The 14,982-nt window shown below is 60.9% G+C and carries 14 protein-coding genes; 3 read left to right on the forward strand and 11 right to left on the reverse strand.

The window, feature by feature from the left end:
• The 3 genes from HJ536_RS10915 to HJ536_RS10925 all read left to right on the forward strand — a co-directional run bounded on the left by HJ536_RS10915 (window position 1) and on the right by HJ536_RS10925 (window position 3,320).
• Window positions 1-753 carry a hypothetical protein gene (locus HJ536_RS10915; protein WP_177157721.1) on the forward strand — a complete coding sequence of 251 codons (753 nt, stop codon included), beginning with the start codon at window positions 1-3 and terminating at the stop codon, window positions 751-753.
• Window positions 750-1,730: a glycosyltransferase family 2 protein gene (locus HJ536_RS10920; RefSeq protein ID WP_177157722.1), complete on the forward strand. Its 981-nt coding sequence runs from the start codon at window positions 750-752 to the stop codon at window positions 1,728-1,730. The genes HJ536_RS10915 and HJ536_RS10920 overlap by 4 nt, the downstream gene beginning before the upstream one ends.
• A gap of 138 nt (window positions 1,731-1,868) precedes the next feature.
• Entirely contained in the window at window positions 1,869-3,320 is a 1,452-nt protein-coding gene (locus HJ536_RS10925; protein WP_177157723.1) for a DEAD/DEAH box helicase, read from the forward strand.
• 105 nt (window positions 3,321-3,425) lie between these two features.
• Here the strand turns inward: HJ536_RS10925 and HJ536_RS10930 are convergent, their stop codons facing one another.
• The 11 genes from HJ536_RS10930 to nuoH form a co-directional block, all read right to left on the reverse strand.
• On the reverse strand, window positions 3,426-5,093 hold the full coding sequence (locus HJ536_RS10930) for a ribonuclease J (protein ID WP_177157724.1): 1,668 nt from the start codon (window positions 5,091-5,093) through the stop codon (window positions 3,426-3,428).
• Window positions 5,083-5,865: a type III pantothenate kinase gene (locus HJ536_RS10935; protein ID WP_177157725.1), complete on the reverse strand. Its 783-nt coding sequence runs from the start codon at window positions 5,863-5,865 to the stop codon at window positions 5,083-5,085. The genes HJ536_RS10930 and HJ536_RS10935 overlap by 11 nt, the downstream gene beginning before the upstream one ends.
• A gap of 12 nt (window positions 5,866-5,877) precedes the next feature.
• Window positions 5,878-6,627, reverse strand: coding sequence for a biotin--[acetyl-CoA-carboxylase] ligase (locus HJ536_RS10940; RefSeq protein ID WP_177157726.1), 750 nt, complete (start codon window positions 6,625-6,627; stop codon window positions 5,878-5,880).
• Between the two features lie 19 nt (window positions 6,628-6,646).
• On the reverse strand, window positions 6,647-8,086 hold the full coding sequence (nuoN, locus tag HJ536_RS10945) for an NADH-quinone oxidoreductase subunit NuoN (RefSeq protein WP_177157727.1): 1,440 nt from the start codon (window positions 8,084-8,086) through the stop codon (window positions 6,647-6,649).
• A gap of 13 nt (window positions 8,087-8,099) precedes the next feature.
• A complete protein-coding gene (locus HJ536_RS10950; protein ID WP_176853817.1) occupies window positions 8,100-9,647 on the reverse strand; it encodes an NADH-quinone oxidoreductase subunit M in 1,548 nt (515 codons plus the stop codon).
• Window positions 9,647-11,767 (reverse strand): NADH-quinone oxidoreductase subunit L, encoded by a 2,121-nt coding sequence (gene nuoL / locus HJ536_RS10955; protein WP_177157728.1) that lies wholly within the window; start codon window positions 11,765-11,767, stop codon window positions 9,647-9,649. The genes HJ536_RS10950 and nuoL overlap by 1 nt, the downstream gene beginning before the upstream one ends.
• 6 nt (window positions 11,768-11,773) lie before the next feature.
• Window positions 11,774-12,079 (reverse strand): NADH-quinone oxidoreductase subunit NuoK, encoded by a 306-nt coding sequence (nuoK, locus tag HJ536_RS10960; RefSeq protein ID WP_072706103.1) that lies wholly within the window; start codon window positions 12,077-12,079, stop codon window positions 11,774-11,776.
• A gap of 218 nt (window positions 12,080-12,297) precedes the next feature.
• Window positions 12,298-12,906: an NADH-quinone oxidoreductase subunit J gene (locus HJ536_RS10965; protein ID WP_176853819.1), complete on the reverse strand. Its 609-nt coding sequence runs from the start codon at window positions 12,904-12,906 to the stop codon at window positions 12,298-12,300.
• Window positions 12,903-13,310, reverse strand: a complete 408-nt coding sequence (locus HJ536_RS10970) for a carboxymuconolactone decarboxylase family protein (RefSeq protein ID WP_177157729.1) — start codon at window positions 13,308-13,310, stop codon at window positions 12,903-12,905. Before HJ536_RS10970 ends, HJ536_RS10965 begins: the two co-directional genes overlap by 4 nt.
• Window positions 13,307-13,801, reverse strand: coding sequence for an NADH-quinone oxidoreductase subunit NuoI (nuoI, locus tag HJ536_RS10975; RefSeq protein ID WP_106263761.1), 495 nt, complete (start codon window positions 13,799-13,801; stop codon window positions 13,307-13,309). The genes HJ536_RS10970 and nuoI overlap by 4 nt, the downstream gene beginning before the upstream one ends.
• Before the next feature lie 139 nt (window positions 13,802-13,940).
• Window positions 13,941-14,978: an NADH-quinone oxidoreductase subunit NuoH gene (gene nuoH, locus HJ536_RS10980; protein WP_176853821.1), complete on the reverse strand. Its 1,038-nt coding sequence runs from the start codon at window positions 14,976-14,978 to the stop codon at window positions 13,941-13,943.
• Between the last annotated feature and the right edge of the window lie 4 nt (window positions 14,979-14,982).

Raw genomic sequence — 14,982 nt, forward strand, 5'->3', positions numbered from 1 at the left:
ATGGTCAAACAGCTTACATATCCTGATGGTTTCGAAGGGGTTAACGCCCGCTGGGAAGAGCGCCGCGATCCCCTGACCGCGCGCGAGGGCGAAGGCCTGCCGCCGCTGGACTGCGATCTGGCGGACTTGGCCGCGCGGCGGATGCCCGATCCGGCCGCGCCCTTGGTCAAGCCTGCCTCCAGCTTCGGGTTCAAGGCCCATGCGCTGGCGGTCGAACTGGCGGGGGCCTCGAAACTGGCGCATCTGAACGCCCTGCTTATCGCCCATTTGCGGCGGCGCAGTTGGCCGGACCATGCGCCGGCCCTCTTCTGCCGGATTTGGGCAGAGCACGCGGATCACCTGATCGCCGAGTTGAATGCCCGCTGGCTGGTATCCTCGCTCCAGACCTTTGCCGATCATGGCCAGACCGAGGCGCAGCGGCGCACGGGCGCGACCCTTGGCCTGCTGTTTTCGATGATGAAGCTATATGAATTCGAGCGCACCTTTGGCGGCACAGACCCCGCCGAGCCCTACCGCATGGGCAAACGGGCCAAGGTGCCCCTGCCGATGGAAATGGACGATTTCTCGCTCAAATCCGGGGGGCTGGATTTCAACATGCTGGCGCCGCTCTGGCGCGATGCGGGGGCCGATCCGGTGACCGCGCCGTTGGCCTGCCATCTGCTGGAGATGCTGAACGGAGACAATGGCACCGTCTTCCGCCGCATCCAGACGATGCGCGAACGCATTGCCCGCCGAGAGGAGCGCGGAACATGACCCGCTGGGGCATCGTCGCCACGATCAAGGCCAACGCCAAAGAGATCATCAGCTTTGCCGCCCATCATCTGGAACTGGGGGTGGACGAACTGCACATTTACCTGGACACCCCCTGCCCCCGCGCCGAAGAGGCCTTGGCCGGCAATCCCCGCGTCAAGATCATCCAGTGCGACGAGAAATACTGGCGGATGCGCCGCCCCCGAGAGGAACACCAGCGCCCGCCCATGCATCAGGCCCGCCAGTTCGCCAACGCGAAATGGGCCTATATGCACAACAACGTCGACTGGCTGATCCATATCGACGTGGACGAATTCCTGTGGGCAGAGCGGGACGTGCGTGATCAACTGGCCGCCCTGCCCGACGCGGCGCTCTGTGCCCGCATTCGCCCGCTAGAGGCCCTGTCCACCGAAGGGCAGGATTTGCCCAAGGGCGTGACCCCCTTTAAATCTGCCGCGCTGGAATGGGATCAGCGCCGCCGCGAGACTCGGGATATTTACCCCACCTACGGGGATTTTCTGAACGGCGGCTTCCTGTCCCATCTGGCGGGGAAAATGGCTGTGCGCACGGGCCAGCCCGACATGATGGTCAAAATCCACAACGTCGAACAGAACGGCACCCTCAACCCCGGAGAGGCCGAGCTGCCCGACCTGACCCTGTGCCACATGCATGCCCACACGTGGGACCAGTGGCGCAAAAGCCTGACCTATCGCCGCCGCAAGGGATCGTACCGCGCGGAACTGGCGCCGCCCGTTGCGCCCCCCGGCACCAAGCCCGATCCAGACGCGCTGAACCTGAACCAGCTTTTCGACATGATCGAGGAACACGGCGGCGACGAGGCCCTGCGCGGCTTCTTCGAAGAGGTCTGTCTGGCCACCCCCGCCCTGCGGGAACGGCTGGAGCGATACGGCCGCCTACAGATGCGTAAACTGGACCTGAGGGGCGCCCGAAAGCGCCAATTCGGGCCAGATTGGGCGTAAAACGCCGCTCTCATTGACCGCAAAGGCTTTTTCGGCTATCCCGCCCTCGGAAACTGCCCCTACCGGGGGGCGTCGGTGCGACGTTGCACCCCCTTTAACCGCTACGGGCCAGATCGCGTCCGTAAACCACGGATACACATGACGAAATTTTCTGACCTGTCGCTCGACCCCAAAGTCCTGAAAGCCATCGAAGAGGCCGGATACGAAACGCCGACCCCCATTCAGGCCGGAGCGATTCCCCCCGCCCTCGAAGGGCGCGACGTTTTGGGTATCGCCCAAACGGGCACAGGCAAAACCGCCAGCTTCACGCTGCCGATGATCACCATGCTGGCCAAAGGCCGTGCACGGGCGCGGATGCCGCGCTCTCTGGTTCTGGCACCGACCCGCGAACTGGCGGCTCAGGTGGCCGAGAACTTTGACACCTATACTAAGCACCTGAAACTGACCAAGGCCCTGCTGATCGGCGGCGTCTCGTTCAAGGAACAGGAAGCCCTGATCGACAAGGGTGTAGACGTTCTGATCGCCACCCCCGGCCGCCTTCTGGACCATTTCGAGCGCGGTAAACTGCTGCTGACCGGCGTGCAGATCATGGTGGTGGACGAAGCCGACCGTATGCTGGACATGGGCTTTATCCCCGATATCGAGCGTATCTTCAGCCTGACGCCCTTTACCCGTCAGACCCTGTTCTTCTCGGCGACCATGGCCCCCGAGATCGAGCGCATCACCAACACCTTCCTGTCGGCCCCCGCCAAGATCGAGGTTGCCCGTCAGGCCACCGCGTCCGAGCGTATTGCCCAGAGCGTCTGCATCTTCGAAGGCGCCAAGCGCGACAAGACCGGTACCCGCAAGCGTCTGCTGCTGCGCCGTCTGATCGACGCCGAAGGCGAGACCGTGCAGAACGCCGTGATCTTCTGTAACCGCAAGACCGACGTGGATATCGTGTCGAAGTCGCTGAAAAAGTACGGCTATGACGCGGCTCCGATCCACGGCGATCTGGACCAGTCCCAGCGTAACCGCACTCTGGACGATTTCCGCGAGGGCAAGCTGAAATTCCTGGTGGCGTCCGATGTGGCCGCCCGTGGTCTGGACGTTCCCAGCGTAACCCACGTGTTCAACTTCGACGTGCCCACCCACGCCGAGGACTATGTTCACCGCATTGGCCGGACCGGCCGCGCGGGCCGTGACGGCAAGGCCGTGATGATCTGCGAACCCCGCGATGAAAAGAACCTGGCCGCAATCGAAGCACTGATCCAGAAACAGATCGACCGCCTCGAGAACCCGATCGCCAACGAACCCGAGCCCGAGCCCCGCGAAAGCAGCAGCCGTCGCTCCAGCCGTTCGTCGTCGAGCCGCAGCAAGGCCTCGGCCGAGCCCCGCGAGGCCCCCGAAGAGCGCGCCGCCAAGCCCGAAGAGAAGCGCAGCAGCTCCAGCAGCCGCTCGTCCTCGAGCCGTGGCCGCAAGCGTGGCGACAGCCCCGCTGACCACGTGGGCGAAAGCAACAAGGGCCGCGGCGTGATCGTCGGCATGGGCGACCACCTGCCCAGCTTTATCGCCCTCAGCTTTGACGAGCGCCGCGCAGCCGGCCTCTGATCCAGAGCTACCGCTGAAAATGACAAAGCGCCCCCGAAAGGAGGCGCTTTTTTCATGGCCGGATCACCGGAAATGAAAAGGGCCGCCCGAAGGCGACCCGAAATCTTAGGCCAGACGGCTGATCACCACGGTGACCTCGGGCTTTTTGCCGATCTCGTCCAGCGCTGTCTTGCGAGCCACGCGGCGCAGCCCCTCTTCGAGGGCGTCGTCGTCGGTCAGGGTTTTGGCCCCTGCCCGCCCGATGAACTGGGACAGATCCTCTTCCAGAACATCGGCCAAGGGCGCGCCGCTGCGGCCCATCTCGGGTAGGCCCTTCAGCTCGCACCAGGGTTCCCCCAGCGGATCATCCTCTTCGTCCAGAATGACGGTGACGGTCACGTGGCCGTTCAGCGCCATGCGGATACGGTCGCGGACGATGCCGTCCATCGCGCCGATCTGAACCGAGCCATCCAGATAGGTGCGGCCGGTTTCGATGTACTCGACCACCTTGGGCTGATCGCCGGTCAGGTCGATCATCATGCCGTTCACGGCGACGATGCCCTGATAACCACGCTCGGTCGCCAGTTTGGCGTGCTCGCGCAGGTGACGGTGTTCGCCGTGCATAGGGACCAGCATCTGCGGCTTGATCAGATCGTGCATGGTCATCAGGTCGGGACGGTTGGCGTGACCGGACACGTGATACAGACCACCCGCGTCATCGACAACATCCACACCCATTTCCGAGAACTGGTTCATGATGCGGATCACGCCACGCTCGTTCCCCGGAATGGTTTTCGAGGAGAACAGGAACGTGTCGCCCTCTTTCATGGTCAGACCCAGATACTTGCCCTGCGCCAACTGAGCGGTCGCGGCACGGCGTTCGCCCTGCGAACCGGTCACGATCAGCATCAGGTTATCGCGCGGAATACTGACGGCATCCTCGGCGGGAATGGTCGTGGGGAAGTTGGTCAGAATGCCCGTGGTAACCGCGGTTTCTACCATACGGCGCATGGCACGGCCGAGCAGACAGATCGAGCGACCAGCGGCTTGACCAGCCTCGGCCAGCGACTGCAGGCGCGCGATGTTCGAGGCAAAGGTCGTGGCAACCACCATCCCCTTCTGGGAACGGATCAGCTCTTCGAGGTTGGGCTTCAGGGTTGCTTCGGAGCGCCCCTGAGCGGTGCTGAACACGTTGGTCGAGTCGCACATCAGAGCGCGCACGCCCGAAGCGCCGATTTCGGCCAGCATCTCGGCGTCGAAGGGTTCGCCGACCACGGGGGTCGCGTCGATCTTGAAATCGCCCGAGTGGAAAATCCGGCCCGCAGGCGTGTCGATCACCAAAGCAGAGCTTTCGGGGATCGAGTGCGACAGCGGCACGAAGCCAACCTTGAACGGCCCAAGTTCGATCTGCTCGGGCCACGCGGAAACGGTGCGCACCGCACCTTCGTGGATGCCATATTCAGCGACCTTGTGGCGGGCAATCGCGGCGGTAAAGGCGCGCGCATAGATCGGCGCGCCAAGGCGGTTATAGAGGTGACCGACCGCGCCCACGTGGTCCTCGTGGGCGTGGGTGACAATGATCGCCTCGAGCTGGTTCTTGCGCTCTTCGAGCCACGCGATGTCCGGCATGATCAGATCCACGCCGGGGGTCGTGTCCATGTCGGGGAACGTCACGCCAAGGTCCACGAGGATAAAGCGCTCGTTATCCTTGGGGCCGTAGCCGTACACATAGGCGTTCATCCCGATCTCCCCCGCGCCACCGAGGGGAAGGTAGATCAGTCTCTCACTGCTCAAGCGTCTTATCCTTGTTGTACTCGTGGATGACGGTCAGGCCGTGCATCGTCAGAAATTCGTCGAAAGCGTCAAATAGCGTATCGCCTTGCTGGAACAAGGGCGCAAGCCCGCCAGTGGCAATAACCTTCATCGGACGGTCTCTTTCTGCCTTGATCCGTTGGGTGATGCCCGCAACCAGACCAACATAGCCCCAGAACACGCCCGACTGCATACACGCCACTGTGTTGGTCCCGATTACACGATCGGGCTTGGACACGTCCACGTGGGGCAATGCCGCAGCCGCCTGGTGCAGCGCCTCGAGGCTCAGGTTCACGCCGGGGGCGATGACGCCGCCGATATAGGCGCCGTCCGTATCCACCACGTCAAAGGTGGTCGCGGTGCCGAAATCCACCACAATCAGATCGCCGCCGAATTTGTCGAAACCGGCCACGGTGTTCACCAGACGGTCGGGGCCGACCTGCGTGCCCGGATCGACGCGCACGTCAACGGGCAGATCGCAGCCGGGTTTGCCGACAACCAGCGGACGGGTGTTGAAATACCGATCCGCAAAGACGCGCAGGTTGAACACCACGCGCGGCACCGTGGTCGAGATGATGACATCGGTGATGTCAGCCTCGATCCCGCGATGCTTCATCAGGGTGGTCAGCCAGACGTAATACTGGTCAGCGGTGCGCTGGTGTTCGGTGGCGGTGCGCCAGGTGGCAATGAATTCAGTGCCATCCCAGATCGAGAACACGGTGTTCGTGTTCCCGCAGTCGATCGCAAGGAGCATATCCTGTTCCTCTTAGAAAAAGACGTCGGCGGCAGGGATCGCTTCGCGGCCCCGCGCGGTGCGCAGCACCAGATTGCCGTGTTCGTCCAAAGTCTCGAATGTGCCGACCCGCTCGGTGTTGCCGGTGCGAGCGGTGATGACTTCGCCAAGCTTGGCCGCGCGGGCCAGCCACGCCTGCCGGATGGGCTCGAAGCCATAGGTTGTGAATTGGGTTTCAAAGGCCGCGTAGGCACCCGCCAGAACGTCCAGAAATTCCTCGGGGGTGACGTGGGCGCCGGTCTCGGACAGCAGCGATACGGGGCGCACAGCGCGCTCTTCCAGCACCGCGGGATCAGGTGCGCCGATCAGGTTCACGCCAATGCCCACCGCCAGATAGCTGACCCCGTGAAAGACACCAACGGACTCCAAGAGGATGCCCGCCACCTTGCCGCCGTTCAGCAGCACGTCATTGGGCCACTTCAGCGCAAAGGCCTCGGGGCGGCCGGAAACGGTGACAAAGGCCTCGTGCAGGGCAAGGGCCGCCACAAACGAACGCAGTGCCATTAGATGCGGCGCCTCGTTCGGCCTGAGCAGCAGAGTCGCTGCGAAATTACCTTTGGGATTTTCCCACACCCTGCCCCGCCGTCCGCGACCTGCGGTCTGCTCTAGGGCCAATATCCATGTGGGTTGGATCAGTTCGGGCGCGATCCGCGCCGCTTCGGCGTTGGTGCTGTCCACTCGGGACAGCACCCGCCTTGCGTATTCAACGGGCCAGCCGCTCATGCACTCTGGCCCGCGATCATCAGTTGACCAGCGACGCGGCAGCAGACGCTGCGGCACCGTCGATGCCAAAGAGGTTCAGAACAACTGCCGCGATCATGATCACAGCCGACGCCACCAGCAAACCCGACAGAACGGGGTTGCGGGGGGTGTCCAGTTCCTCGGTCTCTTCGCCGAAGTACATGTAGTAAACGATGCGGATGTAGTAGAACGCACCGATCACCGAGGCGACCACACCGGCAACTGCCAGCCACGCCAGACCACCTTCGTAAGCGGCACGCAGAACGTACAGTTTACCGAAGAAGCCTAGCATCGGGGGCACGCCAGCAAGGCTGAACATCAGCACCAGCAGGGCAAAGGCACGACCGGGCGCGTATTTCGACAGGCTGCTCAGCGACAGGATGTCGGTGACAGGCTGGCCGTTACGCTCCATCGACAGGATGAAGGCAAAGGTGCCGACGTTCATGGTGACGTAGATCGCCATGTAAACCAGCATCGATTCCACACCCAGCGCGGTACCCGACGCCAGACCCATCAGAGCGTAACCCATGTGGGCGATCGACGAGTATGCCATCAGACGCTTGATGTTCGACTGACCGATCGCAGCGATCGAACCAAGGAACATCGACAGAACCGCGAGGAACGCGATGACCTGCTGCCAGTCGCCAACGGCACCGCCAAAGGCATCGTGCATGACGCGGGCGAACAGACCCATCGCAGCCATCTTGGGCGCGGTGGCGAAGAACGCGGTGACGGGGGTCGGAGAGCCTTCGTAAACGTCAGGGGTCCACATGTGGAACGGAACCGCAGACACTTTGAACGCCAGACCGGACACGATGAACACCAGACCGAACAGAACGCCGAGCGACAGATGCTCGCCCTGAACCGCTTGGATGATGCCCGAGAACGAAGTGGTGCCCGAGAAGCCGTAGGTCAGCGATGCACCATAGAGCAGCAGACCCGAGCTGAGCGCGCCAAGCACGAAGTACTTCATACCGGCTTCGGTCGACTTCACGCTGTCACGACGCAGCGACGCGACGACATAGAGCGACAGCGATTGCAGTTCGAGACCCATGTAGAGCGAGATCAGGTCGCCAGCGGAAACCATGACCATCATCCCTACCGACGCCAGACAGACGAGGATCGGGTATTCAAAGCGCAGGATGCCGCGACGCTGCATGTATTCCTGGCTCATGATCAGGACGACTGCGGCCGCAACCATAATGACGACTTTGGCAAAGCGGGCAAAGCCGTCGTTCACGAAGGTACCGTCGAAAGCGACCTGGGTGGTTGCATCACCCAGACCGATCATCGCGGCCAGTACCAGCATCACGATGCTGGTCACCCAAACCAGCGCCGAGGCCAGTTTGTCCTTGCCGGTGTAGACGGCGCCAAGCAGCGCCACCAGTGCGAAAGCCGACAAGAGGATTTCGGGCAGAAGGATTGCTAGGTCAGCCTGCATCGGGCCACCCTCCTCAGTGTTGGGCCACTTGGCTGACGGTCTCTACCGAGACCGACGCCAGTGCCGCATCGTAGTTGTGGATCAGAGCCGAAACGCTCGGCCCGATGATGTCGGTGATCAGCGAGGGATATACCCCCAGCAGAAGGGTCATGATGATCAGCGGCGCGAAAATGGCACGCTCGCGGGTGGTCATGTCGGTGATCGCCTTCAGGCTTTCCTTGATCAGGGCACCCATAACGACGCGGCGATAGAGCCACAGCGCATAAGCTGCCGAGAAGATCACGCCCGATGCGGCCACAGCAGCGACCCAGGTGTTCTCTTGGAAGATGCCCATCAGGACCAGGAATTCACCGATGAAGCCCGAAGTGCCCGGCAGACCAACGTTGGCCATGGTGAACAGCATGAACACCAGCGCGTATTTGGGCATACGGTTTACCAGACCGCCGTAAGCGTCGATCTCGCGGGTGTGCATACGGTCGTAGATCACACCAACGCAGAGGAAGAGCGCGCCCGAGATGAAGCCGTGCGACAGCATCTGGAAGATCGCGCCGTCAACGCCCTGCTGGTTCATGGTGAAGATACCCATGGTCACGTAGCCCATGTGGGCGACCGACGAGTACGCGATCAGCTTCTTCATGTCTTCCTGCACCAGCGCAACCAGCGAGGTGTAGACAATCGCGATGGCCGACATCCAGAAGACCACGGGGGTCAGGATTTCCGAGCCGATGGGGAACATCGGCAGGCTGAAGCGCAGGAAGCCGTAGCCACCCATCTTCAGCAGGATTGCCGCCAGAACAACCGAGCCAGCGGTCGGCGCCTGAACGTGCGCGTCGGGCAGCCAGGTGTGGACGGGCCACATCGGCATTTTCACCGCGAACGAGGCAAAGAACGCCAGGAACATCAGGGTCTGCATACCGCCAATGATCTGGAAGCCGAAGAGGTTCAGCGTTTCAGAGGCAAAGGTGTGGTTCAGCAGGGTCGGAATGTCGGTGGTGCCCGCGTCGGTGTACATCGCAACCATCGCCACCAGCATCAGCACCGAGCCGAAGAAGGTGTAGAGGAAGAACTTGAACGATGCGTAGATGCGGTTCGCGCCACCCCAGATCCCGATGATCAGGAACATGGGGATCAGCGAGGCTTCGAAGAACAGGTAGAACAGAACCAGGTCCAGCGAAACGAACACGCCGATCATCAGGGTTTCCAGCACAAGGAATGCAATCATGTATTCCTTGACGCGCTTCGAAATTTCCCAGCTGCAGGCAATAACCAGCGGCATGATAAAGGTGGTCAGCAGGACAAACAGAACCGAGATCCCGTCCACGCCCACTTTGTATTTCAGGTTCAGGATCCAGTCGCGCTCTTCGACATACTGGAACCCGGTGTTCGCAGAGTCGAATTCCGCCAGAATAAAGAGCGAGATCAGGAAGGTGACAGCAGTGGCAACCAGCGCCAGCCATTTGGCATTGCGCTGAGCCGCCTCGTCATTGCCCCGCAGGAAGACGGCCAGAACAATTGCCGCCACCAAAGGCAAGAAGGTTACGATTGAGATCAGGTTTCCCATTAGTTCGCTCCCCCGGTGAGCGTCATCCAGGTGATTAGTACGGCGATACCCAGCACCATCGCGAAGGCATAGCCAAAGATGTAGCCAGACTGAGCGCGGCCAGCGAGGCGGGTGAAGAAGGGTACAACACCCATTGCCAGACCGTTGATGGCTCCGTCGATGACAGCTCCGTCACCCTTCTTCCAGAAGAAGCGGCCGATGGCTTTGGCGGGCTGGACGAAGACGAAGTCGTAGATTTCGTCGAAGTACCATTTGTTCAGCAGGAACAGGTACAGAGGACGCTGGTTTGCAGCCAGACGACCCGGCAGCGACGGATTGATCAGGTAGAACCAGATCGACATGATCAGACCACCCAGCATCGCGATGAAGGGGCTGACCTTGACCCAACCCGGAACCGCGTGCGCGTCTTCCAGAACATGGTTGTCGGCACCGATGTAGATCGCGCCCTCGCCCGGCTTGCCAGCGAACGCAACGTGGTGCTCGCCTTCGGCTGCGGGCATTTCGGTGTGCGCAGCCTCTTCACCGTGGGCAGCGGCTTCGCCGTGACCTTCGGTGGCTGCGGCAGCGTGCTCTTCACCGTGGGCAGCAGCTTCTGCGACAGGGATGCCGAAGAATTTGCCAACCTGATCGGCGTGGCCAAAGAAGCTGTTCAGCCAGATCATACCTGCGAAGATGGCACCAAGGCTCAGGACACCCAGCGGGATCAGCATGACCATCGGGCTTTCGTGCGCATGATCATGGGCGTGCTTGTCGCCGCGCGGTTTGCCAAAGAAGGTCAGGAAGATCAGACGCCAGCTGTAGAACGAGGTGAACGCAGCAGCGATAACCAGCATCCAGAAGGCATAGGTGTTGCCACCAGCATAGGCGCTCTCGATGATCGCGTCTTTCGACAGGAAGCCAGCGAAACCGATGTGAGTGAACGGGATGCCAACGCCGGTGATGGCCAGAGTACCGATCATCATCGCAGCAAAGGTCAGCGGGATCTTCTTACGGAGACCACCGTAGTTCATCATGTCCTGCTCGTGGTGCATCGCGTGGATGACCGAGCCGGCACCAAGGAACAGCATCGCTTTGAAGAAGGCGTGCGTGAACAGGTGGAACATCGCGGGACCGTAGGCACCCAGACCCGCAGCCACGAACATGTAGCCAAGCTGCGAACAGGTCGAATAAGCGATCACACGTTTGATGTCGGTTTGCACCAGACCGATGGTCGCCGCAAAGAACGCGGTGGTGCCACCCAGAACGGTGATGAAGGCCGTCGCGTGCGGTGCGAATTCCATGATCGGCGACATACGGCAGACCAGGAAAACACCCGCGGTCACCATGGTTGCCGCGTGGATCAGAGCCGACACAGGGGTCGGGCCTTCCATCGCGTCGGGCAGCCAGGTGTGCAGCAGCAGCTGAGCCGATTTACCCATCGCACCGATGAACAGCAGGAAGGCAATGATTTCAGCCGCGTTCCAATCCTTCCACAGGAAGTGGATGGTGGTCTGCGAGATGGTTTCAGCGTTTGCGAAGATATCGTTGAAGTTGATGCTGTCGGTCAGCATGAACAGACCAAAGATCCCCAGCGCGAAGCCAAAGTCACCAACGCGGTTCACAACGAACGCTTTCATCGCTGCCGCGTTTGCCGAAGGCTTGCGGAAGTAGAAACCGATCAGCAGGTACGAAGCCAGACCCACGCCTTCCCAGCCAAAGAACATCTGAACGAGGTTCGAGGCGGTTACGAGCATCAGCATCGCAAAGGTGAACAGCGACAGGTACGCAAAGAAGCGCGCCTTGTAGTGCTCGTGGTGGAAGTTCTCGTCATGCGCCATGTAGCCAAGGCTATATAGGTGCACGAGCGACGAGACGCTGGTGATGACGATCAGCATGATCGCGGTCAGACGGTCCAGACGGATCGCCCAAGAGGTGTCCAGCGCGCCGGACTGGATCCAGCGCATCACGTTGATCGTTTCAGTGGTGCCATCAAAGCTGAGGAATACAATCCACGACAGAAGCGCAGTGAAGAACAGCACGCCCGTGGCCAGATAGCAGGCGATTTGCTCGCCGATAAAGCGCCAGCCGAAGCCGGCGACAAGCGCCCCCACAAGCGGGGCAAAAAGAATGATGGTTTCCATGGCCCCTTAGCCTTTCATCACGTTGACGTCTTCCACGGCGATGGTGCCGCGGTTCCGGAAGAAGCAGACCAGAATGGCCAGACCGATGGCGGCCTCTGCTGCAGCAACCGTGAGAATGAAGAGAGTGAAGACCTGACCGACGAGATCGCCCAAGTGGCTGGAGAAAGCCACCATGTTGATGTTCACGGCCAGCAGCATCAGTTCGATCGACATCAGCAGGATGATGACGTTCTTCCGGTTCAGGAAGAGGCCGAAGATGCCGATGACGAACAGCGTCGCCGCGACCACCAGGTAATGTTCCAAACCAATCATGTCGTCCCTCGGGTCTTTGTCCTTGGTGAACCCGCCGTGCGTTGCGGCGGGCGTTTACGTTTTGGTGGCGGCCGGCCTCAGCCGACGCGCCGTCTGTTTCTAAACCAGCGCACGCAAATCCAGGTCGCGCCCGCCTTCAGAGCCCACAGTGCTGTCACCCCAACCAGTCCGAACGTGGTCCAGAAGCGCTCGAGCAACAGCAAAAGCTCGTGCATTTATCAGAGCCCCTGACCGGGCTTCACATCCTTGAGTTCCATTGCCTTTGCCGGGTCGCGGTACATCTGTGCCAGAACGTTCTGGCGTTTGACATCCGGACGGTGACGCAGGGTCAGAACAATCGCACCGATCATCGCAACCAGCAGGATCAGACCGGCCAGCTGGAACAACAGGAAGAAGCGGTCGTAGATCAGAGCGCCAAGCTGCGCAGTGTTCTGGACATCCGCAGCAACCGGTGCCTGACGCAGGCCTTCGGCCATTTCGCTGCTGTCCCACGCGCCGAACGCCAGAGCGAACTGCATCAGCAGGATGACAGCGATCAGAAGCGCCATCGGCAGATACTTGGCCATACCGGCCTTCAGCTCTGCGAAATCGACGTCCAGCATCATCACAACGAAAAGGAAGAGCACGGCAACCGCGCCCACATAGACGATGACCAGCAGCATCGCCACGAATTCCGCGCCCATCAGCACGAACAGGCCAGCCGACGAAATGAACGCCAGAATGAGCCAGAGCACCGAGTGGACAGGGTTGCGGCCAAGCACGGTCATCAGACCACCGATCACGGTGCTCAGCGCAAAGAGGTAGAAGGATAGTGCAGCTACGCTCATTTCGGTTCGTCCTTTGTCTCAGCCATGACCTCTTGGGCAATTGCAGCCGCTTTGGACATGGCGGGAATACCCGCGAACATCGCCATCTGGCCAATAGCCTCGGCGATCTCCTGTTTGGTGGCGCCTGCCTCGAGCGCGTGGCGCACGGTCAGGCGGATTTGCGGTTCGGCCACCGCGCCCTGACAGGTCAAACCCGCCAGTGTCAGCAGAAGCCGCGTTTTGCTGTCCAGACCTTCGGGGTTCATGGTCTTGCCGAAGGCAAACTCCATCATCTCCCGCGGGACCGTCGGCCACATCGCCTCGAAGCCCTTCGGCGTGAAGTTTTCCAGCGCCGGATTGATGGCCTTGGCCATCTCCAGCGACTGAGCCATCATCTGCTCGAAGATATTCTTGGCGTCGGTCATCGGTACGGTGCGTCCAGCTCAAGGTTACGGGCGATTTCGGCCTCCCAACGGGCGCCGTTCTCAAGGAGTTTTTCCTTGGTGTAGAACAGTTCCTCGCGGGTTTCGGTCGCGAATTCGAAGTTCGGGCCTTCGACGATGGCGTCCACCGGGCAGGCTTCCTGGCAGAAACCGCAGTAGATGCACTTGGTCATGTCGATGTCATAGCGCGTGGTGCGGCGGCTACCGTCATCGCGGGGCTCTGCGTCGATGGTGATCGCCTGCGCGGGGCAGATCGCTTCGCACAGTTTACATGCGATGCAGCGTTCCTCGCCGTTGGGGTAACGGCGCAGGGCGTGTTCACCACGGAAACGGGGCGACAGCGGGCCCTTTTCGTGCGGATAGTTCACGGTCGGCTTGGGCGCGAAGAAATACTTCATGCCCAGTTTGAACCCTTTGAAAAAGTCCGCGAGCAGGAAGTACTTGGCCGCGCGGGTATAGTCGATGTCAGCCATGGTTCTCTCCGTGAGGTCCGGCCATTCCACAGTCGGAATGGCGCAGGCCGGCAAGTTTCGTTCGGTTTGGGTTGTCCCCGTGGGGACCACCCGAAGTTTGTCTCATAACGCCCTGATATCAGGGCGTAAATCGGTCCGCTTAGCCGCCGACAGTCCAGCGGGCATAGGCGCCCCAGAACAGTTCGAACTTGGCAAAGAACGACACCAGAACCACCCAACCCAGTGACATCGGCAGGAACACTTTCCAGCCCAGACGCATCAGCTGGTCGTAGCGGTAACGGGGGGTGATCGCTTTGACCATCGCAAAGAGGAAGAAGAAGAACGCCATCTTCGCAACCATCCACAGAACGCCATCGGGCAGACCGGGGATCGGCGACAGCCAGCCACCGAAGAACAGCAGCGAGGTCAGCGCGCACATCAGGAAGATCGCGATGTATTCACCGGCCATGAACAGCAGGAACGGGGTCGAGCTGTATTCCACCTGATAACCGGCAACCAGTTCCGATTCCGCTTCGGGAAGGTCGAACGGAGGACGGTTGGTTTCCGCCAGCGCCGAGATGAAGAACAGGAAGACCATCGGCAGGTGCGGCAGCCAGTACCAGTTGAAGAAACCGAAGTTCCCGTCCTGAGCGCGAACGATGTCACCAAAGTTCATCGAGCCGGTCGAGATGATCACGCCGATGATGATCAAACCGATCGAGACTTCGTACGAAATCATTTGAGCCGCCGAGCGCAGCGAGCCAAGGAAGGGGTATTTCGAGTTCGACGCCCAACCACCCATGATCACGCCGTAAACCTCGAGCGAGGAAACCGCGAAGACATAAAGGATCGCAACGTTGATGTCCGAGATCACCCAGCCGTCCGCAAAGGGGATCACGGCCCAGGCGACAACCGCCAGAACAAAGCTGGTCATGGGCGCCATCATGAAGACGACCTTGTCCGAGCCTGCGGGGATAACTATCTCTTTGGTGACGTATTTCAGCGCGTCAGCCACCGACTGCAGCAGGCCGAATACGCCAACCACGTTGGGGCCGCGGCGCATCTGGACGGCTGCCCAGATTTTACGGTCGCCGTAAACCAGAAAGAGCAGCGAGATCATCACGAAACCCAGCACCGCAAGGCACTGAGCAAGGATAATGACGAAGACGCCCAAAGGGGTGGTGAAAAAGTCTGCCATGGGT

The sequence above is a fragment of the Donghicola mangrovi genome, from assembly GCF_013377535.1.
In the GTDB taxonomy this organism is placed as follows: domain Bacteria; phylum Pseudomonadota; class Alphaproteobacteria; order Rhodobacterales; family Rhodobacteraceae; genus Donghicola; species Donghicola mangrovi.